Source organism: Streptomyces sp. NPDC104309 (assembly GCF_055584025.1).
Genome location: NZ_JBVJMV010000013.1, coordinates 214,991 through 239,376 on the forward strand (window position 1 = coordinate 214,991; position 24,386 = coordinate 239,376).

Sequence of the window (24,386 nt, forward strand, 5' to 3'; positions counted from 1 at the left end):
GCGCCGGAGGATCCCCATGCGACGACTGGACCACGGAGCCCCGCTCCGAGCCGCCATAAAGGCGGCCGGGCTGGACATCCCGCACCTCGCCGCCCGAACGAAGGAAGTCGACCCGACCGGCAAGGGCCTCTCACCGGCATACGTCGGCTTCATCGCCGGGAACGGCAAGACTGCCCGCGAGGACTGCAGCGAGCGGGCCGCTGACCTGATCGCGAAGGCGCTCGACCAGGAGGTCAACGCGCTCTTCGAGACGGTCTTTCTCACGCTCATTGAATCTACATCTACAAGCAGATCGAAGACTCGCGCTTTCGGGAAGTCGGCCCCGGCCATCGATCCGCTGCCGGATCAGCTGATGGATCAGCGGGAGCTGTCCCGCTTCCTGCGGAAGTCGATGAGCTGGATCGACGGGCAGATCAAGGCCAACCCCGAGTGGCCGGGCCTGCACTACGTCGGCCGCAATCGGCGCTTCGACCCGCGCGCCGTCCTGGCCGGGATGCGGCAGCAGCGCGAACGCATCTCCGCCTGACGCACCGCGGGGTCGCCCGCACCGCCAAGTACCGGACGACCCCGAGACCCACCTCACCACAGAGAAGAGGAGGCAGGCCGTGAACTCACAGGCTAGCCCCAAGATCAGCAACCCGCCGGGAGCGGAGCGGGAGCCGGAGCTCCTCGCTCGCGCCCGGAGCGGCGACCGGGAGGCGTTCGCCTTCCTCTACAACGAGCACAACCGGGCCGTGTACCGGTACGTTGCCGCCCGCGTCAGGAACAAGGTGACGGCGGAGGACCTCACCAGCGAGACGTTCCTCCGTGCACTGCGCCGGATCGACACCTTCCGGACCGGTGACAGCAACGCCTTCGGCGCCTGGCTCATGCGGATCGCCCGGAACCTCGTGATCGACCACGCCAAGGCCAGCCGCACCCGGCTGGAGATCTCCTCGGGTGACATGTTCGACGCCGACGAGGTGACGACCAGTGCCGAGGACTCGGGGCTGAGGAATCTGGAGGCCGCCGAAGCCCACGAGGTCGTCCGTGCTGCGCTGCTGACGTTGACGCCGCAGCAGGCCGAGGCCGTGAAGTTGCGGCACCTGGTCGGACTGTCGGTCCAGGAGGCGGCGACGGTGTCCGGAAGGACGATCGGATCCGTCCGTCTCCTCACCTTCCGCGCCATGGTCTCGCTCCGGGCCCGTTTGGCGGTGGCAGCGTGATCTCTTCTCCTCCGATCAGCACCCAGGCCGCGCACTTCGCGGCGCTTCTGTCGCTGACCACGCGCCACCCGGGCCTGCCGGGCGGATACGTCACCTGCACCGCTGGCGGCGACACCGCTCTGCTCCTGGATGGCCCGGCCGACTTCGAGGCGTGGCGGGAGGCCCTCGGCGTCCCGATCGCCGACGTCACCTGCGATTTCTCCAGGCCGCAGCAGATCTTGAAGCTGACCATCCCCTTCGGCGACGTTCAGGTGGGGCTCTGGACGGTCCTCGCGCGGTGCGAGATCGCGAGGGCCGGGGCGTGAACAAGAATCTTCCCTCTGCGATCACGACGATCCGGGAGTTGCTGGGCGGTACGGGCGACGTTGCGCTGGCGGTTGCTCACGCCCTCGACCGTCGGGGCCTGCTCGTCGACCCGGAGCGTACGTACGGCACAGTGCTCCGCCGAACGCCGCAGGGCTGGGCCCCTGTGGCGCCGGCCACGCAGTGCGCACCGGCCGCCGCGCCGACCGAGCTGGAGCAGCAGGCCAGCGACTGGGACGCCGCGTGCGACCGGGCCCGCCAGCTCGCCGCCGTCATGGCCACCACGTACGCGTCCGAGCCCGATGTCGCTGGCGTCCGGGCTGACCGCGACACCGTGGTCGTCAGCCTGTACGTGACCGACCTGTCGCGCTGGGCCGGGTGGATGTCCACTCTCGGTGTCACTGAGCACCAGCTGACCGGTCTGGACTACCTGGTGTGCGGGCGGACGTCCTGGGACGGAGTCCCGCTCAGCGTCCTCGCGTACGACGTACCGGAGCTCCAGCTCGCTGAGAAGGCTCGTGCCCGGCGCCCGTACCGGCACGCCGGGATTCTCTACGACCTGGCCTTCCCGCACGAGGACACCGCCGGAGACCGCTGGTACTTCCAGGGGGAGACCGCCGAGGGCATGCCGCTGCTGTCGATGGACGGCCGGCCCGAGCGGTGCATGCTCGCCTCCGTCGTCGACCTGGTCGGCCCGCTGCTCCCGATCCGGGACCAGGCAGGCAAGCCCGCAGCCGACACCGTCGTCTCCCTTGCCGAGGCTGGTGAGCGCGCGTGACGAACCTCAGCAATCGGATTCGGGCGGCGATCCTTGCGACGCTGCCGGGCGCCACAGCGGACACCACTGTGGTGACGATCGAGTACGCCCGGTCCCGAGTCGGGTACAGCGCGCGGGACACGTGGTCCGGTACGGCCGATGGTCTCGCGGACCGCATCGCCTCTGCCCTCGATATCGATCAGGAGAAGGACACCCGTGAGGGCGAGTCCACTCCCGAACTCGGTGAGTTCATCGGTTGCTCCGCCCCTCGTTGTTCCCGCGGGGAGTGGTCGGCGAAGGCGGCCGAGCGTGGCTGGGAGCGGTGCGGCGATGGGTGGTTGTGCGTGCAGTGCGCGGACGCCGCCGACGAGCGCGCCGAACTCGTCGCCCGGATGCCCGCCACCGTCGAGCTGGCCGACGGAACAGTCACCCTCACCGACTGGTCCCTCGTCGAGCTGGCCCCGGACTACTACGGCCACAGCTACATCCAGATCGGTGGCTGGCTGCCGGAGGGCTGGGCACCGGCCTCGATCGAGCACGGCACCAACCACATGGTGCGCGCCGAGCTGCCGGGTATCCCCGACGTCACCCAGGGCGTGAACGTTGAGGTCCACACGAAGGGGTATGGCGGCCCGCGACGCTTCATGAAGATCCAGTGGCTGCACGCGAGGTACCCGGCCACCTGGCTGGACACGCTGCGCGAGACCGGGAAGCTGCCCGCGCCGCTCGACCCGAAGCCTGAAGCAGCACCGGCAGCGGGAAAGCTCAGTTACCGCGCGCAGCAGCTGCTTGCGCACGTCCGGGAGGCTCCCGGCACCCGGTGGACCACCGGCCGGGCCGAGAAGGTTTTCGCCGATCTCGGCTACCCGAAGCGTGGCCGACGGCACCACGCCCGCGAGGACCTGCACGCGCTCGCCGCCCACGGCCTCCTCACGGTCCACGGCCCCGACGACGGCCGTTACTTCCTCCTCGCTCAGAAGGACGGTGCCTGATGGCTGCCACGAAGACGCAGAAGGAATGGAACAAGGGGAAGACCAGCACTCCGACACCGGGCCGGACGATCGAGACGACCAGCCGGTGCAAGACGGACGGCTGCGGTGCCCAGCCCGGCGGGGTGCGCCGCATCACCGGCTGGGTCGTGATCGAGGTCGTCGGGTCCACGGAGCCGAAGAGGTTGTTCTGCTCCTGGGACTGCGCCGCGTACGGGTCCGCGCTCGCCGAGCTCCGCGTCGGCGGTGCCTGATGAACGGACCCGAGCACTACCGCGAGGCCGAGCGCCTCGCCAACCGCGCTCACCACTTCACCTACGGCGACGGCGGCGACCCGGTCGTCGGGCACGCGCTCGCCGCCGAGGCGCAGGTTCACGCGACGCTCGCCCTCACCGCCGCGACCGCCATGCAGGCCGCCGTTGACGGCTCCGAGCCGGGCATGGGGTCGGGCGAGTTCCACGAGTGGTACCAGGCCGCTGGCGTCAAGCCGCCGAAGCGGGGCGAGAGCCGATGAGCGCGTACTCCAAGGCGTACCGGGGCCTCGTCGCAGGCGGTATGTCCGCCACCGAGGCCGCCAACCTCCTCGCCGAGCTCCGTTCCGAGACCGGCGAAGAGCTGTCCGCCGGCCTCCTCGCACGGTCCGCCGAGAGGTACGGCGCCAAGCCGACCGACTCCCACTCGGTGCAGCGCCGCCGCACGGCCCGGTTCGGAGCCGTACGAGACGCAGCGGCCTGGATCGCCGAGGCGACTGCCACCGGCCGACTCACCACCACCCCGCACCAGCGCACCAACCGGAGCACCACGTGAGCACGTTCACTTTCGCCCCCGCCACCCGCGAAGCCGCCAAGGCCCGCATCGGTCTCCAGGGCCCGGCCGGGTCCGGCAAGACCAAGTCCGCCCTCCGCATCGCCGAGGGCCTCGCCCAGGGCGGCTCCATCGGCGTCATCGACACCGAGCGCGGCTCTGCTCTCACCTACGCCCCCGTCCCGGGTAAGCCCGAGCTCGGCGGCCACGAGTTCGGCCACATGCCGATGGACACCCACGACCCCCGACACCTCATCCAGGCCATCGCCGCCGCCCGCGCCGCCAGCATCGCTGTCCTCATCGTCGACTCCTGGTCCCACTTCTGGAACGGGCGAGGCGGTCTCCTCACCATCGTGGAAGAGGCCGGCCGGAAGCCCGGCGCGGGCGGTTCCTTCGGTGGCTGGCGCGAGGGCAACCCGATCGAACAGGACATGTTGGACGCGCTCTTGAACTACCCGGGCCACGTCATCGCCACCATGCGTACCAAGGGCGACTACGTGATCGAAGGCAAGAAGGTCACCAAGGTCGGGGTCAAAGCAGTACAGCGCGAGGGGGCCGAGTACGAGCTCGGCCTGATCCTCGACATGGTCGAGGGCACCGGAACGGTGACCAAGACCCGGTACGAGCCGCTGGAGGGCCTGACACTCCACCACCCCGGCGAGGACCTGGCGGAGATCATCCTCGAACAGCTGGGGCAGGGCATCGACCCGGTCCAGGTCCTGATGGACGCGCTCGCGGCCGAAGACCTCACCTATGACGGTGCGCTCGCGCTGCATGCGCGGGCGAAGGCTCGGGGCCTGCTGGCGACGGAGCAGCTGCACCCGAAGACCGCGACGCCGACGACGATCGGCGCACTGATCGCGGAGTACGGAACCGCGCTCAAGCCGAAGCCCGCCGCCCCGGCACCGTCCGAGGCCGCGCTGAGCACCGCTCCCGCAGGGAAGCCCCAGGAGCCTGACGCCCCGTCCGGGACGTCGCCAGTAACGGCTCCGCAGATGCGGATGATGCACGCCTGCTTCGCCAAGGTCGGCCTCGGCGCGAAGGAAGCGCGCGAGGAGCGGCTCCGCGCGATCGGCCTCATCATCGACCGCCAGGTCGCCACCGCGAACGAGCTCACCTTCGACGAGGCCGCGACCCTCCTGGACACGCTCAGCGCCTTCGGCGAGCGCGACAACCCGGCAGACGAGTTCGCCGCCATGGTCCAGGGCCTCGAAGACCAGCTCACCGCCGCCTGATCCACCACTGACCGCGGGCCCGGCCGCCACCCCCCGGCCGGGCCCGCACCATCCCAGAGAGGAGGACACCACAGTGGTGGACCCCACCCCCGAGCAGCTCGATGCCATCGCGACGTACGGCGACGGCATCGACCTCGTGCTCCAGGCCGGCGCCGGATGCGGTAAGAGCTCGACGCTGAAGATGATCGCGAAGTCGGACCCGCGCCGCCGGATGACGTACGTCGCCTACAACAAGGCGATCGCCGCCGACGCATCGCGCAGCTTCCCCGGAACCGTGCTCTGCAAGACCGGCCACGCCCTCGCGTTCGACCCCCGGCACCTGCCCCGCCTGAACATGCCGCGCCAGACCGCACACGCCGCGTCCCAGGCCATCGGCGTGAAGCAGATCCTCGGCATCATCGGCTCGACCCCCGCCATCCCGACCGACCTCGGTACGCCGAAGGCGATGACCGGGAAGCTGATCATGCGGGCGGCGCTCGACACCATCACCCGGTGGTGCCACAGCTCCGACCCGGAGATCCGCGCCAAGCACGTGCCGCAGTACGACGGCCTCACCAAGGAGGGGCCGCGAACCGCGCTCCTCGCCCTGGTCCTGCCCGTCGCGCTCGCGGCGTGGGCCGACCTGACCGACGAGACCGGTGTGCTGAAGCTCAGCCACGACCACTACCTCAAGATGTGGGCGCTGTCCGGGCCGAAGCTCGCCACCGACGTGGTGCTCCTCGACGAAGCCCAGGACACCAACGACGTGCTCAGCGCGGTGCTTCTGGACCAAGAGCACGCGCAGCGCATCGCGGTCGGGGACTCGGCGCAGCAGATCTACAGCTGGCGCGGCGCGAACGATGCCCTGCAGAAGTTCGTCCGCACGCTCGGCGCCCCCGAGCTGACGCTCAGCCAGTCGTTCCGGTTCGGACCGGCGATCGCCGAGGAGGCGAACCGGTGGCTGCACGTCATCGGCGCCCCGCTCCGCCTGCGCGGCTTCGACCAGGCCGAGTCCAGCATCGGCCCGGTTGATGAGCCGGACGCGATTCTCTGCCGCACCAACTCCGGCGCAATGGGGATCGTGATGGAGGGCCTCGCCGCCGGCCGGAAGGTCGCCCTCGTCGGTGGTGGCGGCGACATCAAGGCCCTCGCCTGGGCTGCCGAGGCACTCCAGTCTGGCCAGCCCACCGACCACCCCGAGCTCATGGGCTTCCCGTCGTGGGACGCGGTGCGGGAGTACGCGCGGGAGGAAGACGGCTCGCTCGACGTCCTTGTGAAGCTCATCGATGAGCACGGCACTCAGCGAATCGTCGAAGCAGCCGATGCCCTCGCAGCCGAGCACCAGGCCGAGCTGGTGGTCAGTACCACGCACAAGGCGAAGGGCCGGGAGTGGCCGACTGTCCGGATCCACTCGGACTTTCGGGCCCCGAAGCCGGATCCGACCACAGGTCACATCCTCCTGCCCCGAGAGGAGGGGCGCCTGGCGTACGTCGCGGTGACCCGTGCCCGCCAGGTCCTCGATTGCGAGGCCCTGGCCTGGGTCGACTCAGTGACGGCGGTGGCCGCATGAGCGACGTCAACTGGTCGAAGGCGCTCTGCCTCGGCTGCGACCGCGAGAAGTGGTTCGTCACCGGCCTCAGCGCCGAGGCGAACGCCGACCGCGCCGAGGCCAAGGAGACCTGCACCCGGTGCCCGATCCGTCCCGGCTGCCTGGACTCGGCACTGGCCGAGGAGCAGGGCAGGGCGAGGCCAGCCGGTTCGGGATCCGCGGTGGCAAGTCCCCGAGGCAGCGGTACGAGATGACCCGCCGTCCCGGTGCGCAGCCGAAGCAGCAGCGCGCCGCCTGACTCCTGGTGCGCGGCCGTGACGCCCCACACCGTCCGCGCACCAGGCCACCACCCACCACCCCCGAGAGGACCGCTGGTGACGGAGAAGACTCCGCCCGAGTGCAGGCACTGGATCGGCGCTGACCGCCGGTACTGCCGCGCCGTCGACGAGGTCCGTCCGTACCTGACCGGCCTCCGGTGCCCGCTCCACACACCCGCTGCTCTCCGCGGCCTGCCGGAGCCGCCGCCTGGGCCGGGCTGGCCGGCCTCCGCATGGTCCACCCCATCCCCTCAGAGCGCGTCTGCGCTCTTCGACCACCGCGCGGTGGCGTCCGGCAAGCGCCGGTCCTCCCCCCACGTCTACCGCGCAGCACAGCAAGCAGTCCGCGAAAGGAAGTCATGACCGACAAGTCCACCGCCGAGCCCGACGAGCAGGTTGTCCGGCCGTTCGCCGCATTCCTTCAGGAGCAGTCCGGCGGCCAGCTGCACGACGAGCTCAGCACGAAGTTGCACGAGTTGATCGAGGCGATCCGTGAGACCGGCAAGGCCGGATCGATCTCGCTGAAGATCGACATCAAGCCGATCGCCGGTACGGACGGTCGGACCCTCACCGTCACGGACGCCGTCGCCGCCCGGCTCCCGAAGGTCGAGCGCCCGAAGTCCATCTTCTTCGCGACGGACGACGGCAACCTCTCGCGCACCGACCCGCGCCAGCCCGTCATCACGGGCCTCCGCGAGGTCGAGTCCACCACCCAGAAGACCCAGCTCAGGAGCGCCAACTGATGTCGTACCCCTCGCACACCCAGAAGCTCGAAACCGTCATCGAGGGCAAGGCCGACGGTACCCAGGCCATCATCAACGTGGCCACCCGCGCGACCCAGCCCTTCGAGCTGGCACCCGGCAAGGTGTACTCGCTCGTCACCCCGGACAACCGGGCGCACCGCGTCGACCTGACCGGACCCGAGTTCACCGGCCAGCCGCCGCGGAAGTCCGGCACCACCCTGGTCCGCGACGTCGACAGCTTCCTCGCGTACTTCGACAAGCACGGCGACGACAACACCGAGGTGTACGCCGACGCCGACGCCCGCACAATCACCGCGGTCCTGGACGCCCACACTGCTGAGAGCGCCCGCTGGGCCAGCCACCGCCTGGAGCTCCGCCTGCGGGCAACCCCCGCTTGGCGGGCCTGGACTGACGCGGACAACCAGCTGATGACGCAAGCCACGTTCGCCGAGTTCATCGAGAACAACCTCGTCGACCTGGTCGAGCCGGACTCCGCCACCATGCTGGAGCTCGCCCAGTCCTTCGAGGCCACCACGTCTGCCGAGTTCCAGTCCAGCCAGCGGCTCGACTCTGGCCAGCGGAAGTTCTCGTACGTCGAGGACGTCCAGGCGAAGGCCGGCCACAAGGGCGACATCGTCATCCCGGCCACGCTGACGCTCGCGCTGCGGCCCTTCGAGGGGGCCGAGCCGTACCGGGTGACCGCCCGGTTCCGGTACCGCCTCGACCGGCAGAAGGGCGAACTCCGCCTCGGCTTCAAGATCGAGCGCCCCGAGGACATTCTCACCGCGGCCTTCGGCGATATCCGGACTCTCATCGACTCCGACGTTCCGATGGCCGTGCTGAACGGCGCCCCGACGTCCCGCTGATCTACCCCCTGGTGCGGCCGGTCACCCCGGCCGGCCGCACCCCGCACAACCCCGAAGGAGACCTGTGGGCGGCCGCCTGTACGTCGAGGTGCTCGACTATGCACCGACGACGCTGACGCACCGCGAGAAGCTCGCGCTCTCGGTGCTGGCAGACGACGCCCGAGACACGACTCGGATCACTTGGTCCAGTGTCGAGTCCGAGAAGATCTTGCGCCGGGCGCAGGTGTCGCGTCCGCAGGTCTACGAAGTGATCAAGGCCCTGATCAAGAAGGGCTGTCTGGAGAAGGTCTCGGCCGGCCAGAAGAACGGCACGGCGAAGTACCGGATTCTCCCGCTTCAGTGTCCGGAACTTCCGGACACGGGTGACAGCGACCAGGGTCCGGATTCTGCGGACACTGACGACGCTCAGTCTCCGGGGTTCCCGGACACTGACCCCGATTCTCAGAGTCCGGATTTCCCGGACACTGACCAGTCTCAGAGTCCGGATTTCCCGGACACTGAGCCGGAAGCCCAGTGTCCGCAGAATCCGGACACTGACGAATCTCAGTGTCCGGAAACACCGGACGTCAGTGTCCGGGAATCCCAGACGCCTACTCTCTCTCCTCTCTCTACAAGACCTCTCTCTTCTCACGACCCGTCGTCATCGGCTGACGCACAAGCCGCACCCGACGACGTGATCGACGCCGAAGTGATCGACGAGCACGAGGTGCCGGAGCCGGTCACCGCGCAGACGATCGTCGGCGAGTGGCTTGACCGGTGCGACGCCCGCCCGCCGTCCCGCGTCATCGGCCAGATGTCCCGAGAGATCCGCGTCCTCCTCGATGAGGACCGCATCCACCCCGACACCATCCGCCGCGGCATCGCGCTCTGGATGACGAAGCGCCTCCACCCCTCGACGCTCGCCAGCGTCGTAAACGAAGTCCTGAACGCCGCCTCGGCCCCGCAGCGCCCCAGCCCGCCACAGCCCGGTGATCTCTTCGCCCGCGCCAAGGCCCGCGCCGCCGCCCGCAAGGAAGGAGCACCCCAGTGACCGAAGAAGAAGCGATCCAGATCGCCGAGTACGTCGCTGCCGCCTGCCCCGCGCAGAAGTTCGGCGAGTTCACCCCGGACGTCTGGGGCGAAATCCTCGCCCCATACGACGTCGACGACGCCCGCCGTGCCGTCATCGCCGTTGCCGCCCGCCAGCCCTTCATCAGCCCGGCCGAGATCATCACCGAGATCAAGGCCCGCCGCGCCGACCGCATCGACGCCGCCCACGTCCTCTACGACGGCAACCCGGGCGAGACCGGGCTCGAATCCACGCAGTCCATTCGCGCCCTGGTCCAGGCCGCCGCCGACGGACGCCTTCCCGCCCGGCCCGCGCGGGCAGCGATCGGGCGCGGCACCACCCCCGCTCTGCCTCCCGGCCGCGCGGCCGCCGTGCTCGGCTCCGTCGGCAAGACCACGCCGACGACCCGCGAAGGAATCACCAACCCGCGCGCCATCCCCTGCCGAATCTGCCACGCCCTGCCCGGCACCAGCTGCACCACCCGCGGCCGCCGCCGACAGGACGTCCACCCCGCCCGCCTCGACGATGCCCGCCGCGCCGCCGCCGGCCTGCCCCCAGTCGACCCGGCCGACGAGCAGCGCGAGGTCGAGCGCCGCCGCGCCGCCTCGGCCGCCGCCCTCAAGACCACCCCTCCCGAGACCGCACCGGACTACGAGGACGTCACCTGATGGGCATCAGCCGCTTCCCCCAGCTCAAGGTCGCCTGCTCCTGGTGCAGCGCTCCGGCAGGCGAGCTGTGTGCCAACCCCGCCACTGGAGCCGTACGCCGCTCGGCCACCCACGATGTCCGCCGCATCACCTGGGTCACCGAGACGGCCACCTGCCCCGCCTGCGCCGCCGCCCCCGGCACCCGGTGCTTCGCCACCATCCGCGGCCTCCGCATTCCGGTAGCCAGCCCGCACCCCGAACGGATCACCGCCGCCGACCGGGCCCACACCGCCACCCACCGGACACCGCCATGGCCCCACCAGCCGCCCACTGCCCCGACTGCCACAACCCGGTCCGCTGGACCCGCACCGAGGCCGGCCGCCACCTCGCAGTCGATCCCGACCCGGACCCCGCCGGGAACACCGCGGCCTGGCGCGACGGCACCGGCACCCTTCGCTCCCGACGCCCGTCCGCCGACCTCCCGCTGACCGGGTGGGAGCGGCTCCACCTCCCGCACATCGCCACCTGTCCCGCCCGCTGCGAGCAGCTGGCCCTCCCCGTCGGAGTCACCCGACTCGACGACCACCGCAACCGAAGAAGGAAGTCATGGCCGAGAACCCCACCCCGAAGATGACCGATGAGCCGTGCACTGACCCGCGCCATACCGGGCCCATGCGCGACCAGCTCGGATGTAACGGCCCCGACCCCGCCGAGCCTGCCGAGGAGCAGGCAGCCGCCGAGTTCGCGGCCGGAACCGCGCTGCTGGTCGGCGAACAGGTCACCGAGTACGCCGCCGCCGTCTACACGTCCGCACTGATCGCCGGAGCCGACGCCATCGAGAACCTGCCCCAGGACTACGAATGCGACCCCGGCCGCGGTGACGCCGTCCAGCTGCTGCGTCGCATGGCAGCCACCCCCACGGGCGAGTCCACTCCGGCCGACTACACCGACGCCCGGACCGCGTGGATGCAGATCGGCACCACCCCGTCGCTGCAGGGACTCCGTACCGAGCTGCGGATCGAGGGGTATTCGCCCCTCATCGGCCAGTACTGCGGCGCCGGAATGCGCCGGGCCAACCACCAGGACGGCGTCCTGCTCATCGAGCCGATGCTCGCCTTCAAGTGGGCAGACACCGACCAGCCCACCGAGGCCACGCACGAGGGACCCGACCCATCCCACGGCGGGCTCACCACCCACCGAGGCACCCGCGAGAACTGCTCCGGCCCCGACTGCGGACCCACCGAGGACGACACCCCGACCGGTCAGAAGTACCCCTGCGGACTCGGCGTCTTCTGCGACACCTGCGGCACCACCTTCGAGGGCGACTTCATCGTCACCGACACCATGACCAAGGCCGAGCGCCTGGGGGTCGTCCGTACCCACGTGCGCACCGCCGAGGGCTGGCAGTGCGACGCGACCGGCGACTACTGCGCGAACTGCGCCGAGCAGCGCCGCCCCGCCACCGAACCGCCGTGCACCAACCCCCGCCACACCGGGCCCATGCGAGCCCAGCTCGGATGCAACGGCCCCGAACCCGACTCCACATCGGCGGAGAAGGACACCCCCACGGGCGAGTCCACTCCTGCCAACAACCCCTGATAGACCGCGCACGAAAGAGAGATCACCTCATGGCACTGCCTACCCTGACCGGCACCGGCCGCCTCACCGCGGACCCCGAGCTCCGCTTCGTCCAGTCCGGCAAGGCCGTCTGCTCCGTACCGCTCGCCTTCAACTCCCGTCGGCTGAACAAGCAGACGAACGAGTGGGAGGACGGCGACGTGATGTACGTCCGGGGCTCCGCCTGGGAGCGCCTGGCCGAGAACATCGTCGAGACCTTGGCCAAGGGCATGGAGGTCAACGTCACCGGCGAGCTGCGCACCGAGTCCTGGGAGAAGGACGGCGTCAAGCACGAGCGGACCGCGCTCGTGATCCGCAGCATCGGCCCGTCGCTGGCGTTCGCCACCGCCCAGGTCACCAAGGCCACAACCGGCACGAACGGGGCACAGACGGGCAGCCAGCCGCGCGGACAGGCCCAGCAGGGCCGACCCCAGCAGACCCGCCCGGCGCAGCCCCCGGCCGACGACCCCTGGGCCGTCGACAACGCCAAGGGCTACAGCGACGAGCCGCCGTTCTGACGGCCACCTGCAGCCACTGACCCACCGCCGCTACCGGACTTGGGGCGCCGCAAGGGTGCCCGCCCCCGGCAACACCGCCAGGAGCAACCACCATGTTCGGACTCACCACCCACCGCCGCCTCCGCGACGAGATCGACGCACACCTCCGCACGATCCGCAGCCTCTTCCTTACCGAACTCAGGCTCGGCGCCGCCCGCCGCAACGTCAGCGACGAGATCGACGCGCACCTCGACACCATCCGCGCCCGCAACACCGCCGAGGACTCCCTCGCCCAGGAACGGCGCATCACCCGCCGCCTCGCTGAGCAGCTGCTCGACGCCACCGGCTCGTACCCCACCGCGGCCCGCGCCTCGCTCGGTCTCCCGCCCGCCGGCCCCTGGGAGCGCGCCGTCGAAGGACTCAACGCCCTCATCGACGCCGGTGAACTGTTCCACGTCGAGCCGGACGGGCACATCAGCAACCCCTGCGGCGACCAGCACATCGAATGGGACCGTACCGCGCAGCGCTGGCGCCTGACCCACGACGATGAGCAGCCCATCGCAGCCGTCGTCGACACGGCGAAGGATGACCGCCGATGAACGCCACCAACGACGAGATTGCCGCCCTCCTCTGCAAGGGCACGTTGTCCAATCAGGCGGTCGTGCGCGCTCTCGGCGTCGACAAGCACCGCGTCGCTGGTATCCGCCGCACCCTTGGTCTCCCCGCCTACCGGCCCCAGCCCCTCACCCTCGACGAGAAGTGGGCGAGCAAGACCAAGCAGGTTGACGGAGGTCACCTCGAATGGACCGGCGAGCGCGGGTCCACCGCCGGTACGCCGATCCTCCGGTACAAGGGCGAGTGCCACACTGCGGCGGCTGTCGCCTTCCGTCTGCGCACCGGCCGTGCCCCCGAGGGCTACGCCTACGCAGAGTGCGGCTTCAACCACTGCGTCGCCCCCGAGCACGTCGACGATGCCCCCGGCCGACAGAAGACGCGCGAGCAGCTGCGCTATCTCACCGGCCGACCTGTACGGCGGCCGACCTGCCCTCACGGCCACGACCAGGCCGTGCACGGCAAGTACGAGGCGGACGGCAGGGCGTACTGCGGGCTGTGCAAGGCCGACCAGCGCGCGGCCCACCGCGACCGGGAGACCGCCGGTGCCTGAGCTCAGCAGAGAGCGCCTTGTCGAAATCAGGGCACTTCCGCCCACCGCCGACCCCGTCGACTGCTGGGTCGCACTCCAGGACCTGCTCAGCGAACGCGAGCACCTCGTCCAGGCGCACGCCGCCACCGCCGAGGAGCTCGCCACCTGGACGGGATCCCTCGCCACATGACGAACACCTGCGGGGTCTGCGGTCGGCCGCTCCTCGACCCCGAGTCGAGGGCGGCCGGCATCGGCCCCGTCTGCGCCGAGAAGTTCCACCCACCCCGCGGCCGCCGCCCCGCCGGACCCGACCAACTCACCTTCGAGGAGCACCACGTGGGCCAGCCCAATCCGACCTATCACCCGCTCCGCTTCGCCACCCCTGGCCTGCTCCGGTTCGCCCGCACCGTCGACGGCGAGCGCCAGGCGCAGCTGGCGAAGTGGGGCGATCAGCACCACCTCGACGGCACCGGCAACAAGAGCCAGCAGGACGACGCCAACCGGGCCCGCCGCTGGTGCCAGGACGCCTTCGGTTCCGGCTACGGCACATGGGCCGACATCCTCGCCGAAGAGGTCGCCGAGGCCTTCGCCGAACGCGACCACGCGAAGCTGCGCGCCGAGCTGGTCCAGGTCGCTGCCGTCTGCGCCGGGTGGATCAGCGACATTGACGGCCGCCCGCGTCCCTGCGCCCACTGCGGAGAGCCGATCACCGGCGAGGGACACACCTGGACCGGTCCGGTGCTGGCCCCGGGCGAGGACGAGTACACCGTGCCGCGCTACCACCTCGCCCGCCCGGACTGCCGCCGCGCAGCCGGCCACACCGACCCGATCACTGACACCGGCCGAAAGTTCGGCAAGACCGCAGCCAGGGATGCCATCCGCCAGGCCACAATCGACGACGGCGCGCACGTCCACACCGCCTCCGCCGAGACCGGCACCCGCTGTGACACCGGCGACTGCGACACGGCCAGCGAGCGGGGGGCCTGACGATGCCGCTCTTCCTGCTCGGCCTCACCCTCGGCGGCGCTTCCGCCGGAACCACCTACTGGTGGACCGCCGACAGCCAGGCCGCCGCCATCGTCGGCATCATCGCCGCCGTCCTCACCTGGCTCGGCGTCGCCACGTTCGTCGCATTGGACGACTGACCGGCATGCAGTAGGGGCGCACCCACCGTCCGCCAAGACCGGGTGCGCCCCCAGGTGATCACCAGGCTACGCCCCACCGCACACCGGAGCGCCCGATGACCACCACCACCGACGCCCACACCACCGAACGCCACCTCTTCACCGTCGCCCACCACTGGCGCGACCTCACCGACGCACTCACCACCCGCACCACCACCTGGCCCCCCACCATGGGCATCGCCATCCTGTCCGCCCGCCAGCAGGACGCCGAGGAACGCGAGGCCGCCAGCTACCGCGCCGCCGCCCTTCGCAAGCTGGAACGCTCAGCTGACCAACTCGGTCACACCCCCGCACCTCTCGACCTGAACGTCCTCGACGCCATGCTCACCGTCGAGGCCGGCCTCATCGAGCTCGCCGACCAGACCGCGGCCGCCGTACAGCACGCACCGATCACCCCAGCCCCCGCCCGCCGGTCATGGCCGTCAGACCCGCGCGCCCGTCGCACGGCCCAGGGCGACGACACCCGCCGCAACCAGCTCGCCCTCCGACAGTCCAAGGACCCGCGCCGGTGGCGGTACACCGGGCAGCGCACCGCACCGCTCGCCGCACTCTGGCTCCTCGCCCGCACCCAAGGCATCCGCGGCCCCTGGCGCCCTCTCACCGACGAGGAGCAGCACCGCATCGACATCGTCGCCGCGGTGTCCGCGCGTCTCGTCGAGCGCGCCCTCGACATCGGCGACGGCCAGACCCGCCTCGCAGAACCCTGCCCACTCTGCGACGGCGCCCTCGACCTCCACGGTGGTGGCGGGGCCGCGCCGACCGCACGGTGCACCAGCTGCGGACGAACCTGGACACGGTGAGGAGATCCCCAGGCCCCCGTTACATGCTCACGACGAAACCCGCCCTTCTAGGCATTCTGCATATGCCAGGGGCAATTGCCATGTTCGCGGCTTTGACAAGTAAGAAATGATCCGTGGGCTAAGTTGACGACAGCGCTGTAGGAGGCGCACAGCACGAGGGGCCGCCCCCCATGGGAGACAGCCCCTCGCCCCTTCGGCGGACGCCGGACTAGCTGAAGAGCCGAGTCACCAGGTCGAGGGCCAACTCGACGAGGCTGACGTAGAAGCTCAGTTCTGCATAGTCCGGCGCTTCGTCTCTCTGCACACTTACCTCCGCTCAAACGGCCGGAGGAGGATCTCCCCTCCGGCCGATCGGACCAGAGGGGTTGCTGGCAGAGCAGACGTCCACTCGATCAGACTCTAGGCGGTCGGCGTCAACTCACCCCGCGCTGAGCGTTATTGACAGATTCTGATCAAGTGATCATCTGCGCGATCTGTATCTGAGCCACGGCGCCCGCTCAGCGATATGGCCATCGACCCAGCAGGGCGATGGCCATATCGGAGCAATCAGGCTGGCGTCACGGGCGCCCGCAGCCGTCTACGTGGATGTCAGGTGTCGGTGCGCTCCGGCTTCGACGGCGGTCACGCAGTCGGCGAACGCATCACGGGGCTTCTCCCACGGGTCGGGGACGTCCCGATCGCCGAGGTAGAGAACGAGCTCCGGTCCGGGGTTCGTGCCGGAGAGCTCCTGCAAGGCACCCAGGACTCGGGCGTCCATCGCGAGGACGACATCCGCCCAGGCGAGGAGGTCCCCGCTGACCTGGGCCCCGCGGTGACCCCTCAGGTCGTAGCCGTGTTCGGCGGCGACCTCGATCATGACGGGATGGGCGGCGCGGCCTACGTGCCAGTCGCGGATGCCGGCGGACCGGACTTCGACTCCGTCGCCGCCTTGCTTGGCCAGTACGGCGGCCGCGAGCGGGGCCCGGCAGTGACAGCCCATGCACACCGTCAAGATGCGGCGGGGCCGGGCGCTCACCGCGACTCGACTTTCTCAACCTCGATGGCCAGGACCCCCAGCGCTTCCTTCTCGGCCGGGAAGATGTCCCGGATCGCGCGCAACTGCTCTTCGGGGGTGGTCGTCGGGTTGATCGCCGCAGCGTTCTCGTGGTCGAACATCTCGGTGAAGGAGCTGTACCTGCTGACCCGCTTCACTCGGGTGAGCGTCGCCTCGTTGCGGCACGTGAAGCGGATCTGGTCACCCGCCTTGATGCGCTGCATGGACGTGTAGGCCACACGGACCTCGATCGTCTTGGACCCGTTAGCGATGAGGTCGTAGTACTGCTTGTAGATCGGCATGTCCCGGGCGCGGGGGGTCGTGGCGAGGCGGGGAGGGCGCGAGGCCATGAGACGTCCTAACTCCTGTGAGGTGAAACTGCGGAAGAAGTGCTTGGGGTCGGTGAGCAGGTGGCTGACCATCCAGAGGAGGGCATCCACGTACTGGTCAGTGGTGCCCGGCCACTCGGTGGTGGCAAGCATCCACGGCTCGACGCCGGGGAAATCGGTGATCTTTCCGGCCGCCCGGATCAGGGACTTCGAGAGTTTGCCGCCGGTGTCGGAAAGCACCTGGGGGGTGAAGATCCGAACCGGCATGGCACGGGCCGGGGTTCCGAGCTCGGCGAGCGCTCCGTCAACGAGTTGGCAGCCGAACGCCCAGTCGCCGCCCTTAAGCATGACGTGCAGGGTGCTCGTGTTCCGAGTGAAGGCCCGCTCCTTCACCACGTTCCGGTACAGAGTGGCCAGGTCCAGGTAGCCGCCGTCCATGGGGTCGATACACAGCTCGTACGGGCCGTGGTCGTGGCAGATCGCAGAGAACACCGCGCCGTCGCCGTCGAGCCGGACCAGGCGCGTGCGCTCGGCCCGCTTCTCAGCCCACCCGCAGGTGGGGCAGGGCAGCCGGGTGTGGACGACGCCCGTGGACGGGTTCAGCCACCACCGGAGGTCGTCCAGAACCTCCAGGGTGCGAAGGAACTCGGCCCGGAAGGCGGGGCTGGCCTGCTGGTCGCTGTACGTCTCAGTGGCGTACTCGACATCGGTGGCGTCCGACAGGGAGTCGAAGAAGGGCCGGTAGTAGCCATCTATCAGAGTGGCGACCCCGTCCTTTCCGAGCGCGTGGAAGTACGTCTGCTGGTAGGCATGGTGGGTTTCGGGGTCGAGGACGATGTCGTGAGGGGCGTTGTCCAGCGCGCCGAACTTCACCGCGGTGTCCGTGCGGAACGTACGCCGGGCCTGCTGAGCGAGGAGGAACGCGGACGCCTGGACGAGGTTCGTGCCGAGGTGCGGGGCCCCGTTGATCTGAGTGCCGACGACGAACTCAATGCGCTGGGGGCGCATCGCCTGCACGCGGGGTCGGATCATGTCGATGGTGCGCAGGAGGGCATTCGCGAGGACGCTGTTGGGCGAGACCAGGGTCGGTGCTGTGTGCGCGGACATGATTCTCCCTACAGGGGCGGGCGGATGTTGGCGCGGATGAAGTCCAAGCGGCTGGTGGCGTCGTCGGCGGGCACGAACAGCGGCTCGTAACCGGCGTCGTAGTAGCCCTGCACGATCAGTTCGTGGACACGCCGGATCTCGCGGTCCTTGGCGAACACGACGTCGCTCTCGTCCTCGAAATTGGTCAGCGGGTCCAGGACGAACACGACGTCATACCGGTAGATACGGGTGGCCTCTTCCAGCTCCGGGTACGGGGAGAGGCCAAAGAACCTGTCCCAGCCGTAGCCGTCGGGGATGCCCCGGTTGTAGAACCGCGGCCCGGTCTTGTGGGCGCAGTACTCGTCGACGAAGGCCTGCAGCACCTCGCGGGAGTAGTCGCGGCGGTCGCCGACCTCCAGGTGGCGGCCCAGGCGCTCGCGGTGACGGCGGTAGATCTCCCTCGCCGGCTCGCCGTCAGTGGCGGGAAGACCCGCAGCCGTGACCGCTTCGAACAGCGCCTCCTTACCGGCGCTGGGGCCGCCCGTTATGACGTAGCGGCGGGCTGTCGCCTCGGGGCTGTCGTGTGGGGTGCTCATGAGATCGTCTCCTCGTCGTCGGGGTCGGTGGTCAGGGCGGTCCGCCAGGCGATCACCAGGTCGCCGCCTCCGGCTGCGTGGACGGCCTTCGTGAAAAGGCCGGGGCTCGGGGCCGACGACGCGTCAGCGACGAGCAGGGTCTCCGTCGGCGACAGCGTGGGGGTCCAGCCCGCCAGTTCCGCGAGGTCATGCGGGGCTGCTCCATCCGGCAAGAGCTCACCGCCGTACGCGGACCGGTAGCGGCGGGCCTGGGCCTGCAGGTGGCCGTAGCGCCACAGTGCAGCGTCCGCCGTGGCATCGCCGGGGTCGCCCATGCTGGCCAGGCGCTCGACCGCCAGCAGCTCAGCCCGTAGGGCATACACGCAGGCCCACAGCCGAGTAAGGGCTTCTTCGTGCTCGGCTGCCTCCCAGGCGAAAACGTCGGGCGGAAGGCTCCGTCGACGCCTCGCCGGTCGCACAGGGGGTGCGCTCGCCCACGGTTTCGTCTGGGAGGCAGCGTCCCGTTCCAGCGCGTGGGCCAGCGCCGTGAGGATTTGGGGTTCCACCCGCTTGCGGAAGTGGTTGACCTCCCGCCCCGCAGCCTTCGCCGCAACCTCTCGTCGGAGGGTCAACGTCAGGCCGGGGCCGGCGGGCGTCAGGCCGAACAGCGCCTTCGCTGAGTCTCGGAGCCCCTCCGGTTCGATCCGCCCGAGCACTCGACGTAGAACACCGTCCAGCGCTTCGGCTCGGCCGGCCGGGCTGGTGTCGGTGCCTGCTCGTGCGCTCACGCTCGCCAGCGCGCCGAGTCGTGGCCAGTTGCCACCAGGACCCGGCGGGAGCCCCTTGCGCAGGAGTCCCCTCAGCTCTTTGGCCAGGTCGGATGATGCTTGCAGGGCCACGAGGTCGGATCTCTCGACCGTGGTCACCATCAGGTTCACGCCCCTTTCATCGGTGCGAGAACCTCAGTGCAGCACAACGCCCAGTATTTGCCCAGTAGTTGGACCAGAAAATACCCAGCCTTGCGACAGCTCGTTCAGCTGAGCGTCAACGCTTGAATCACAGCAGCCCGAGCGCGGTATCCGGCCGACAGAGATCGCAGGCCAAGGCGGCATCTTCGACGATCAGGCTCATCGCCTGATCGCGAGAGACGGCCTTGACCCGTGCGCCGGACGATAGGCAGAAGCCTTGGTGGATGCCGATCACGCGATGGCCTGCGCCGATGCCTTGCTCGACCACCCAGTCCGGAGGCGGAGCCGAGGGGCGACGTACGGCCTGGCGCCCTTCCTCTTCCTTCAGCCAGCGGCGGGTACGCGCCAGGTCCTGCTCCTGGACACGCTCCAAGAAGCGGAGCAGCTCCAGCCGCGAAACCTGTTCGTTCATGTGTTCGAGTGTACGGCTGCCGCCAGGCAGTACGAGACCCCCACCCACTGGCAAGAGAACGGGGGCGGGGCGAGCGCATCCACTCGGCCGCCACGAATTACCGGACGGCCGACCCCTCGCCTCGCCGCACCGCTCGACCGCACCTACTCCGCGGACGCATCGTCGATCTTCTTCGGCGGGCGCTTACTCCCGCGTAGCCCCTTGCCGATCTGCTGCGCGCGCTCCGGCGTCACCTCGCCGATGATGCTGGCGATCTCCGGCCACGTCTTCCGCTGCTCGTCTCGCAGCTCCCGCACGCTGGCCTGCCGCAACTCGCGCAGTCGCGCGTGATACGAGGGCCAGTCCCGCAGCGCCTGCGAGACGGCGGTGGTGCGCTTCGCCGGGTCTTCGATGGCCTCGAAAGCCGCAAGAGCTTCCAACAGCCTCTTCACCTCCTCGGGTTGTTCCGCCATGCCGGGCTCCCCTTCCTGCCCGAGAGCGCGACCGGACACCACAAACCCTAGGGCTTGCGTCACCCCTTGAGCAAGCCCTAGGGTTTGGCTCGTGAGGTCGGGCTCTCTCGTCGATCTCGCTCCAACAACACGGCCCCGACCAGAGGTGCAACTCCGGTCGGGGCCAGCCATCCGCCTGTCTCAACCAGGAGGAATGACCATGTCCGAGGGTATCGACCCCACCCACCTCGATGAAGCCCTACGCCGATCCCAGGCCGCGCTCGACACCAGCACCCGCCGTCTGCTTATCAGCATCGCCGACCGGCTGAGCACTGCCCGCCCCCATCAGGACATGCGCGAGGTCACCCGCCTCGCCTTCGCCCTCCGGGTCGCCAGTGACGAGTACGGCTTCGACACCGCAGAGGCCAACGCCGCGGAGCAGCTCCTGCTTCGGTACATGCCGCGCGTGGACGACCGGACCATCAGCCGCGGCGAGTACGCCCTGCTCCTCCGCGCGAAGGCCGGCCGAGAGACGACCCAAGCCGAGCGCGTTGCCGAACTCCACCGGCGGGCCGCCGCCGACTACGAGCAGAACCGTGCGCTGCGCCGTCGGGACGACCACCGGGCCGACGTCGAAGCCGCAGCCGACGGCAGCAACGCCGCTCGCTCGCGGACCACCTGACCGGCCGGACGCCTTCAGCGCTCCCGGAGGAGCATCGTGTTCACCCACCCGCTCATCGCCTGGGCGGTCGACCACCCCTGGCCGACTGCCGTCATCACCGCGGCCATACTGGCCACCACCATCACGCTCGCCTGGCTCCTCGTCCGCGCCGTACCGCAGCTCAGGCTCCCGCCCGGATCCGTCCTCGTCGCCGGTCTCGGTGCCGTCGTCTGCACCGCGTACAGCGGCGACACGAGCTGGCGGTTCGCCGAGCACCGCCTCGGCATGAGCGACACCACCGAACGCGCGGTCATGTTCGCAGCCGGGGAGCTCGCCCTGCTCGCCTGCGCCGTCATGGCCCGCGCCACGAAGGCCGCGACCGCCACCGACGACGCCGCCGGAACCGCAGGCATCCCCGGAGTCCTCGTCTGGTGCATCACCGGCATTCAGATCGTCCCGGCCTATTCCGAGTCCGGTCTGCTCGGCGGCACCGTCCGGGCTGCGTTCGGGCCTGTGGCGGCCGGTCTGCTCTGGCACCTCGCCATGGGCCTGGAGATCCGCGTCGTCCGTCCCGGCGCTCTGTCCACCGGGCTCCCCGCGATCATTGGTCGGGAGCTGCGGGAACGGCTGCTGTCCCGGCTCGGTCTCGCGACCCGGGACCGTACCGCGGAACAGATCACCCGCGACCGGGCAACCACTCGCGCTGTACGCCTGGCCACGCTCCTCGAACTTCGCCCCGGCGGACTGTTCGGGCCGAGCCGTCGGCGTCGTCTCGCGGCCGCCGTCGCCCGCTCCGGTGCCGGAACCAACGGCGAGCAGCGCCACCAGCTGCTGCAGCAGCTCGCCGCCCGCCGTACCTCCGGGCAGCTCGCGACCGTACCCCTGGCCTCGCCGTGGACGGGTACTGCCGTACCCGACGAGCCGTACCCGAGTACTCCGCTGGGTGTCACCGGGGCGCAGCTCCGCCGGATGGATCCGCTCGCGGCCGTCCACCAGGTGCGCTCTGCGCACCCCGACGCGACGCCAGCCGAGCTCGCCGCCCTGTGCACCGAGTACGGGGTACCCGTCTCCGAGACCCAGGTGCGAGTGGCCACCCGCACGGGGAATCCGGCGCCGTCCGAGGCCCCCGCGCCCGACCGGCCCGCGCCCGAGGTACCTCGGCAGGTACCCGGCCCTGGCCTGGGGCTCGACCCCGCGAGCACTGCCGTGGCGCATCCCGAGGTACCTGTACCTGGTGCCGCTCCGAACGCTCCGGTTCCGGTACCCGCGCCGCCTGCGGCTGTACCTCTCGGGGCCCGGTTGCTCCCGTTCGTCTGCCGCCGCAGCATCCGTCGGCCGACGCCTGTACTCGCTGCCACGGGTCCCCGTACCCGCGCCGTCGTGCACGCCGAGGTACCCGACGAGGACGTACCCGACCCTGACCCCCTGATCGAGCAGGCCCGCGCCGAGTACGGCACCCAGGCGCCCGGGGTGCGCGGGCTGAAGGCCGAGTACGGCATCGGGCAGGCCCGCGCCCAGCGCATCCGCGACGCCCTCACCACGCCGACCACACCCGGAGTACACCCATGACCCACGACGACGAGAAGGGCCTCCGGGACCGGCTCCGCCGCATCATCAACGGCCCGCCGGCCAACGAGGAGCAGCCCCCGGCACCGCTCGTAGAGGTCCACGTCATCCCCGAACCCGCAGCGGCCGCCGCCCCGGACGACGACGGCCGCCCGATCCATCCGAGTGAGACGGGTGGTGAGGGGAGCCGGACAGTCCGGCCCACACCAAGACAGGAAGCCCCCATGGACAAGCAGACTGCCGTCGCGAACGCGGCCCGAGCTGTGCTGGAGCACGGCGGGCCCGACGCCCGTACAGACCCGCGCGCCGTCGTGGACGCGATGGAGCAGGCACTCCACCTCGGCGCCACCCACGAGGACATCCGTACCGAGATGGCCCGGCAGCGCACGCAGTAGACCCCGGGGCGGCCGCCATCCGCCAAGACATCGGCCGCCCCGGATCACCCGTCCCACGAAGAGACAGGAGCCAGCATCATGGCACTGCAGAAGAGCATGAGCATTGACGAGCTGCGCGAGTGGAACGAAGCCAGCCAGGCCGCTCGCGCGGAGGAGGAGCGCGCCGAGCAGCCCGCCCCGTCCACCACGCCTAAGCCCTGACTGGAGAGGATGCCGCCATGAGTAGTCGAGTGAACGTCAAGGTCCTGCTGCTGTTCGGTGACCAGGCTGAGGTGGTTGCAGACGCGCCCGATGCGGCGGAGCCGACGCGGTATCCGGCGGCGGAGATCGCTGAGGCGGTTGAAGCGAAGCTGTCGGAGCTGCCCGGTATGCGGCTGTCGGCCCTGGTCGGTCCGGATGACCGGCTGTCGGGGTGGCGTCGTAGGTAGGTGGTTGTCAACGGCCCTGATCCCTTTGCGGATTGGGGCCGTTTCCTTCCCCAAAGATGTTGCAATTCGATGCATCAATGGGTCACAATAGAGCCCAAGAGGGAACGGGCCGCGAACCCGAACCCACCACCCACAACAGAAAGGCGGACACCATGTCCGACCACGAAGACGAGATGATGAACGCGGCGGCCGAGCGGCTGACCAGCGCCTACGGCGGCCTGGTCGCCTGCTGCGCGATGCTGCCGCTCCCGATCGCACTGCCGAAGGGCATCGTGACCAACCTGGACATGATCCCGGCCGTGCGCCGGATCGAGCAGCTGGCCGATGAGCAGCCGATGCCCGAGGACCAGCAGGCGCAGCTCTACACCGCCGCGATCAGCTGGCTGGCCGCTGCCGATCTCTTCGGCCTCCTGGTCCAGGAGGAGTACATCGAGGCGCGAGCGGCTGGCGTGCTCGGAGTTCTGATGATCGCCCGAGACGCGCTGAAGGACCTCGGCGAGTGGCTGCTGGAGCAGGACAGCTAGCAGCCTGACACCCCCAAGCGCCCCCGGCAGCCAGCCGGGGCGCTTCACATTGCATGTCGCGCGTCAGAACCCCCAGCGGTCGAGGGCGTTGTCGATGCCGCGTGCGATGTCGCGCAGAACGATTAGATCAGCTCGCCGAGGAAGGCCATGCGGTCACCCTCTCGCGCGGGGTGCGATGTTCGGGCGGGGCCTCGGCCTTAGCCTTGATCCACCGGCCAGCGCCTTGTGGATAGCGGCTAGGAAAACGAGGAAGTGCCTTGTGACCTGCAATGATGGGAGTTCTTGAGGCTCCAC

The 24,386-nt window shown here is 70.0% G+C and carries 37 protein-coding genes; 30 read left to right on the forward strand and 7 right to left on the reverse strand.

What is annotated here, in order from left to right; translation table 11 throughout:
- Positions 1-16: 16 nt before the first annotated feature.
- The 15 genes from ACZ68L_RS21075 to ACZ68L_RS21145 all read left to right on the forward strand — a co-directional run bounded on the left by ACZ68L_RS21075 (position 17) and on the right by ACZ68L_RS21145 (position 10,463).
- On the forward strand, positions 17-526 hold the full coding sequence (locus ACZ68L_RS21075; RefSeq protein WP_469579075.1) for a hypothetical protein: 510 nt from the start codon (positions 17-19) through the stop codon (positions 524-526).
- Between the two features lie 79 nt (positions 527-605).
- Positions 606-1,205 (forward strand): sigma-70 family RNA polymerase sigma factor, encoded by a 600-nt coding sequence (locus ACZ68L_RS21080; RefSeq protein ID WP_469579078.1) that lies wholly within the window; start codon positions 606-608, stop codon positions 1,203-1,205.
- A complete protein-coding gene (locus ACZ68L_RS21085) occupies positions 1,202-1,510 on the forward strand; it encodes a hypothetical protein (RefSeq protein WP_469579080.1) in 309 nt (102 codons plus the stop codon). The genes ACZ68L_RS21080 and ACZ68L_RS21085 overlap by 4 nt, the downstream gene beginning before the upstream one ends.
- Positions 1,507-2,286, forward strand: coding sequence for a BN159_2729 family protein (locus ACZ68L_RS21090; protein WP_469579082.1), 780 nt, complete (start codon positions 1,507-1,509; stop codon positions 2,284-2,286). Before ACZ68L_RS21085 ends, ACZ68L_RS21090 begins: the two co-directional genes overlap by 4 nt.
- Positions 2,283-3,257 (forward strand): hypothetical protein, encoded by a 975-nt coding sequence (locus tag ACZ68L_RS21095; protein WP_469579084.1) that lies wholly within the window; start codon positions 2,283-2,285, stop codon positions 3,255-3,257. The genes ACZ68L_RS21090 and ACZ68L_RS21095 overlap by 4 nt, the downstream gene beginning before the upstream one ends.
- A complete protein-coding gene (locus ACZ68L_RS21100) occupies positions 3,257-3,508 on the forward strand; it encodes a hypothetical protein (protein WP_469579086.1) in 252 nt (83 codons plus the stop codon). Before ACZ68L_RS21095 ends, ACZ68L_RS21100 begins: the two co-directional genes overlap by 1 nt.
- Entirely contained in the window at positions 3,508-3,768 is a 261-nt protein-coding gene (locus ACZ68L_RS21105) for a hypothetical protein (protein ID WP_469579087.1), read from the forward strand. Before ACZ68L_RS21100 ends, ACZ68L_RS21105 begins: the two co-directional genes overlap by 1 nt.
- Complete coding sequence (locus ACZ68L_RS21110) at positions 3,765-4,061, forward strand: hypothetical protein (RefSeq protein WP_469579090.1); 297 nt, start codon at positions 3,765-3,767, stop codon at positions 4,059-4,061. Before ACZ68L_RS21105 ends, ACZ68L_RS21110 begins: the two co-directional genes overlap by 4 nt.
- A complete protein-coding gene (locus ACZ68L_RS21115) occupies positions 4,058-5,293 on the forward strand; it encodes an AAA family ATPase (protein ID WP_469579092.1) in 1,236 nt (411 codons plus the stop codon). Before ACZ68L_RS21110 ends, ACZ68L_RS21115 begins: the two co-directional genes overlap by 4 nt.
- A gap of 73 nt (positions 5,294-5,366) precedes the next feature.
- A complete protein-coding gene (locus ACZ68L_RS21120; protein ID WP_469579093.1) occupies positions 5,367-6,842 on the forward strand; it encodes a UvrD-helicase domain-containing protein in 1,476 nt (491 codons plus the stop codon).
- Complete coding sequence (locus ACZ68L_RS21125; protein ID WP_469579095.1) at positions 6,839-7,075, forward strand: WhiB family transcriptional regulator; 237 nt, start codon at positions 6,839-6,841, stop codon at positions 7,073-7,075. Before ACZ68L_RS21120 ends, ACZ68L_RS21125 begins: the two co-directional genes overlap by 4 nt.
- A 422-nt stretch (positions 7,076-7,497) precedes the next feature.
- Entirely contained in the window at positions 7,498-7,881 is a 384-nt protein-coding gene (locus ACZ68L_RS21130) for a hypothetical protein (protein WP_469579097.1), read from the forward strand.
- Positions 7,881-8,747 carry a DUF2303 family protein gene (locus ACZ68L_RS21135; RefSeq protein WP_469579099.1) on the forward strand — a complete coding sequence of 289 codons (867 nt, stop codon included), beginning with the start codon at positions 7,881-7,883 and terminating at the stop codon, positions 8,745-8,747. The genes ACZ68L_RS21130 and ACZ68L_RS21135 overlap by 1 nt, the downstream gene beginning before the upstream one ends.
- A 64-nt stretch (positions 8,748-8,811) precedes the next feature.
- Complete coding sequence (locus ACZ68L_RS21140) at positions 8,812-9,777, forward strand: hypothetical protein (RefSeq protein ID WP_469579101.1); 966 nt, start codon at positions 8,812-8,814, stop codon at positions 9,775-9,777.
- A complete protein-coding gene (locus tag ACZ68L_RS21145) occupies positions 9,774-10,463 on the forward strand; it encodes a zinc finger domain-containing protein (protein WP_469579103.1) in 690 nt (229 codons plus the stop codon). The genes ACZ68L_RS21140 and ACZ68L_RS21145 overlap by 4 nt, the downstream gene beginning before the upstream one ends.
- Here ACZ68L_RS21145 and ACZ68L_RS21150 read toward each other — a convergent pair.
- Positions 10,456-10,662, reverse strand: a complete 207-nt coding sequence (locus ACZ68L_RS21150) for a hypothetical protein (protein WP_469579105.1) — start codon at positions 10,660-10,662, stop codon at positions 10,456-10,458. The genes ACZ68L_RS21145 and ACZ68L_RS21150 overlap by 8 nt on opposite strands.
- Before the next feature lie 90 nt (positions 10,663-10,752).
- Between ACZ68L_RS21150 and ACZ68L_RS21155 the strand changes: the two genes are divergently transcribed.
- From ACZ68L_RS21155 to ACZ68L_RS21195, 9 genes are all read left to right on the forward strand, one after another.
- Positions 10,753-11,076, forward strand: a complete 324-nt coding sequence (locus tag ACZ68L_RS21155; RefSeq protein WP_469579107.1) for a hypothetical protein — start codon at positions 10,753-10,755, stop codon at positions 11,074-11,076.
- Positions 11,049-12,041 (forward strand): hypothetical protein, encoded by a 993-nt coding sequence (locus ACZ68L_RS21160; protein WP_469579109.1) that lies wholly within the window; start codon positions 11,049-11,051, stop codon positions 12,039-12,041. The genes ACZ68L_RS21155 and ACZ68L_RS21160 overlap by 28 nt, the downstream gene beginning before the upstream one ends.
- A 29-nt stretch (positions 12,042-12,070) precedes the next feature.
- Positions 12,071-12,577, forward strand: a complete 507-nt coding sequence (gene ssb / locus ACZ68L_RS21165; protein WP_469579111.1) for a single-stranded DNA-binding protein — start codon at positions 12,071-12,073, stop codon at positions 12,575-12,577.
- A 92-nt stretch (positions 12,578-12,669) separates the two neighbouring features.
- Positions 12,670-13,155 (forward strand): hypothetical protein, encoded by a 486-nt coding sequence (locus tag ACZ68L_RS21170; RefSeq protein ID WP_469579113.1) that lies wholly within the window; start codon positions 12,670-12,672, stop codon positions 13,153-13,155.
- Positions 13,152-13,721: a hypothetical protein gene (locus ACZ68L_RS21175; RefSeq protein ID WP_469579115.1), complete on the forward strand. Its 570-nt coding sequence runs from the start codon at positions 13,152-13,154 to the stop codon at positions 13,719-13,721. Before ACZ68L_RS21170 ends, ACZ68L_RS21175 begins: the two co-directional genes overlap by 4 nt.
- A complete protein-coding gene (locus ACZ68L_RS21180; RefSeq protein ID WP_469579117.1) occupies positions 13,714-13,890 on the forward strand; it encodes a hypothetical protein in 177 nt (58 codons plus the stop codon). The genes ACZ68L_RS21175 and ACZ68L_RS21180 overlap by 8 nt, the downstream gene beginning before the upstream one ends.
- The gene (locus ACZ68L_RS21185) at positions 13,887-14,687 is read left to right on the forward strand and encodes a DUF6011 domain-containing protein (RefSeq protein WP_469579118.1); all 801 of its coding nucleotides are present in this window, start codon (positions 13,887-13,889) and stop codon (positions 14,685-14,687) included. Before ACZ68L_RS21180 ends, ACZ68L_RS21185 begins: the two co-directional genes overlap by 4 nt.
- 2 nt (positions 14,688-14,689) lie before the next feature.
- The gene (locus tag ACZ68L_RS21190; protein WP_469579119.1) at positions 14,690-14,845 is read left to right on the forward strand and encodes a hypothetical protein; all 156 of its coding nucleotides are present in this window, start codon (positions 14,690-14,692) and stop codon (positions 14,843-14,845) included.
- Between the two features lie 95 nt (positions 14,846-14,940).
- Entirely contained in the window at positions 14,941-15,684 is a 744-nt protein-coding gene (locus ACZ68L_RS21195) for a hypothetical protein (RefSeq protein WP_469579121.1), read from the forward strand.
- Positions 15,685-16,261: 577 nt separating this feature from the next.
- Here the strand turns inward: ACZ68L_RS21195 and ACZ68L_RS21200 are convergent.
- The 6 genes from ACZ68L_RS21200 to ACZ68L_RS21225 form a co-directional block, all read right to left on the reverse strand.
- On the reverse strand, positions 16,262-16,699 hold the full coding sequence (locus ACZ68L_RS21200; RefSeq protein ID WP_469579123.1) for a low molecular weight protein-tyrosine-phosphatase: 438 nt from the start codon (positions 16,697-16,699) through the stop codon (positions 16,262-16,264).
- Positions 16,696-18,153, reverse strand: a complete 1,458-nt coding sequence (locus tag ACZ68L_RS21205) for an ASCH domain-containing protein (RefSeq protein ID WP_469579125.1) — start codon at positions 18,151-18,153, stop codon at positions 16,696-16,698. Before ACZ68L_RS21205 ends, ACZ68L_RS21200 begins: the two co-directional genes overlap by 4 nt.
- A gap of 8 nt (positions 18,154-18,161) precedes the next feature.
- Positions 18,162-18,728, reverse strand: a complete 567-nt coding sequence (locus tag ACZ68L_RS21210; RefSeq protein ID WP_469579126.1) for an AAA family ATPase — start codon at positions 18,726-18,728, stop codon at positions 18,162-18,164.
- The gene (locus ACZ68L_RS21215) at positions 18,725-19,645 is read right to left on the reverse strand and encodes a hypothetical protein (RefSeq protein WP_469579128.1); all 921 of its coding nucleotides are present in this window, start codon (positions 19,643-19,645) and stop codon (positions 18,725-18,727) included. The genes ACZ68L_RS21210 and ACZ68L_RS21215 overlap by 4 nt, the downstream gene beginning before the upstream one ends.
- A gap of 118 nt (positions 19,646-19,763) precedes the next feature.
- Positions 19,764-20,087 (reverse strand): DUF6233 domain-containing protein, encoded by a 324-nt coding sequence (locus tag ACZ68L_RS21220; protein WP_469579129.1) that lies wholly within the window; start codon positions 20,085-20,087, stop codon positions 19,764-19,766.
- Positions 20,088-20,230: 143 nt separating this feature from the next.
- Entirely contained in the window at positions 20,231-20,539 is a 309-nt protein-coding gene (locus ACZ68L_RS21225; RefSeq protein WP_469579130.1) for a hypothetical protein, read from the reverse strand.
- A gap of 199 nt (positions 20,540-20,738) precedes the next feature.
- Here ACZ68L_RS21225 and ACZ68L_RS21230 point away from each other — a divergent pair, with 199 nt between their 5' ends.
- The 6 genes from ACZ68L_RS21230 (at position 20,739) to ACZ68L_RS21255 (ending at position 24,092) form a co-directional block, all read left to right on the forward strand.
- Positions 20,739-21,200: a hypothetical protein gene (locus ACZ68L_RS21230; protein ID WP_469579132.1), complete on the forward strand. Its 462-nt coding sequence runs from the start codon at positions 20,739-20,741 to the stop codon at positions 21,198-21,200.
- A gap of 36 nt (positions 21,201-21,236) precedes the next feature.
- Positions 21,237-22,748 carry a hypothetical protein gene (locus ACZ68L_RS21235; RefSeq protein ID WP_469579135.1) on the forward strand — a complete coding sequence of 504 codons (1,512 nt, stop codon included), beginning with the start codon at positions 21,237-21,239 and terminating at the stop codon, positions 22,746-22,748.
- On the forward strand, positions 22,745-23,140 hold the full coding sequence (locus ACZ68L_RS21240) for a hypothetical protein (RefSeq protein ID WP_469579137.1): 396 nt from the start codon (positions 22,745-22,747) through the stop codon (positions 23,138-23,140). Before ACZ68L_RS21235 ends, ACZ68L_RS21240 begins: the two co-directional genes overlap by 4 nt.
- 78 nt (positions 23,141-23,218) lie before the next feature.
- Positions 23,219-23,341, forward strand: a complete 123-nt coding sequence (locus ACZ68L_RS21245) for a hypothetical protein (RefSeq protein WP_469579139.1) — start codon at positions 23,219-23,221, stop codon at positions 23,339-23,341.
- A 17-nt stretch (positions 23,342-23,358) separates the two neighbouring features.
- On the forward strand, positions 23,359-23,568 hold the full coding sequence (locus ACZ68L_RS21250) for a hypothetical protein (RefSeq protein WP_469579140.1): 210 nt from the start codon (positions 23,359-23,361) through the stop codon (positions 23,566-23,568).
- Positions 23,569-23,720: 152 nt separating this feature from the next.
- Complete coding sequence (locus ACZ68L_RS21255; RefSeq protein ID WP_469579142.1) at positions 23,721-24,092, forward strand: hypothetical protein; 372 nt, start codon at positions 23,721-23,723, stop codon at positions 24,090-24,092.
- The last annotated feature ends 294 nt before the right edge of the window (positions 24,093-24,386 follow it).

Bases quoted from the DNA above. Each gene is read 5' to 3' on its own strand.
- ACZ68L_RS21075 (WP_469579075.1), top strand. From the start codon at position 17: ATGCGACGACTGGACCACGGAGCCCCGCTCCGAGCCGCCATAAAGGCG.
- ACZ68L_RS21100 (WP_469579086.1), top strand. From the start codon at position 3,257: ATGGCTGCCACGAAGACGCAGAAGGAATGGAACAAGGGGAAGACCAGC.
- ACZ68L_RS21105 (WP_469579087.1), top strand. From the start codon at position 3,508: ATGAACGGACCCGAGCACTACCGCGAGGCCGAGCGCCTCGCCAACCGC.
- ACZ68L_RS21110 (WP_469579090.1), top strand. From the start codon at position 3,765: ATGAGCGCGTACTCCAAGGCGTACCGGGGCCTCGTCGCAGGCGGTATG.
- ACZ68L_RS21125 (WP_469579095.1), top strand. From the start codon at position 6,839: ATGAGCGACGTCAACTGGTCGAAGGCGCTCTGCCTCGGCTGCGACCGC.
- ACZ68L_RS21130 (WP_469579097.1), top strand. From the start codon at position 7,498: ATGACCGACAAGTCCACCGCCGAGCCCGACGAGCAGGTTGTCCGGCCG.
- ACZ68L_RS21135 (WP_469579099.1), top strand. From the start codon at position 7,881: ATGTCGTACCCCTCGCACACCCAGAAGCTCGAAACCGTCATCGAGGGC.
- ACZ68L_RS21150 (WP_469579105.1), bottom strand. From the start codon at position 10,662: ATGGTGGCGAAGCACCGGGTGCCGGGGGCGGCGGCGCAGGCGGGGCAG.
- ACZ68L_RS21155 (WP_469579107.1), top strand. From the start codon at position 10,753: ATGGCCCCACCAGCCGCCCACTGCCCCGACTGCCACAACCCGGTCCGC.
- ACZ68L_RS21160 (WP_469579109.1), top strand. From the start codon at position 11,049: ATGGCCGAGAACCCCACCCCGAAGATGACCGATGAGCCGTGCACTGAC.
- ssb (WP_469579111.1), top strand. From the start codon at position 12,071: ATGGCACTGCCTACCCTGACCGGCACCGGCCGCCTCACCGCGGACCCC.
- ACZ68L_RS21170 (WP_469579113.1), top strand. From the start codon at position 12,670: ATGTTCGGACTCACCACCCACCGCCGCCTCCGCGACGAGATCGACGCA.
- ACZ68L_RS21175 (WP_469579115.1), top strand. From the start codon at position 13,152: ATGAACGCCACCAACGACGAGATTGCCGCCCTCCTCTGCAAGGGCACG.
- ACZ68L_RS21185 (WP_469579118.1), top strand. From the start codon at position 13,887: ATGACGAACACCTGCGGGGTCTGCGGTCGGCCGCTCCTCGACCCCGAG.
- ACZ68L_RS21190 (WP_469579119.1), top strand. From the start codon at position 14,690: ATGCCGCTCTTCCTGCTCGGCCTCACCCTCGGCGGCGCTTCCGCCGGA.
- ACZ68L_RS21195 (WP_469579121.1), top strand. From the start codon at position 14,941: ATGACCACCACCACCGACGCCCACACCACCGAACGCCACCTCTTCACC.
- ACZ68L_RS21205 (WP_469579125.1), bottom strand. From the start codon at position 18,153: ATGTCCGCGCACACAGCACCGACCCTGGTCTCGCCCAACAGCGTCCTC.
- ACZ68L_RS21210 (WP_469579126.1), bottom strand. From the start codon at position 18,728: ATGAGCACCCCACACGACAGCCCCGAGGCGACAGCCCGCCGCTACGTC.
- ACZ68L_RS21220 (WP_469579129.1), bottom strand. From the start codon at position 20,087: ATGAACGAACAGGTTTCGCGGCTGGAGCTGCTCCGCTTCTTGGAGCGT.
- ACZ68L_RS21225 (WP_469579130.1), bottom strand. From the start codon at position 20,539: ATGGCGGAACAACCCGAGGAGGTGAAGAGGCTGTTGGAAGCTCTTGCG.
- ACZ68L_RS21230 (WP_469579132.1), top strand. From the start codon at position 20,739: ATGTCCGAGGGTATCGACCCCACCCACCTCGATGAAGCCCTACGCCGA.
- ACZ68L_RS21240 (WP_469579137.1), top strand. From the start codon at position 22,745: ATGACCCACGACGACGAGAAGGGCCTCCGGGACCGGCTCCGCCGCATC.
- ACZ68L_RS21245 (WP_469579139.1), top strand. From the start codon at position 23,219: ATGGCACTGCAGAAGAGCATGAGCATTGACGAGCTGCGCGAGTGGAAC.
- ACZ68L_RS21250 (WP_469579140.1), top strand. From the start codon at position 23,359: ATGAGTAGTCGAGTGAACGTCAAGGTCCTGCTGCTGTTCGGTGACCAG.
- ACZ68L_RS21255 (WP_469579142.1), top strand. From the start codon at position 23,721: ATGTCCGACCACGAAGACGAGATGATGAACGCGGCGGCCGAGCGGCTG.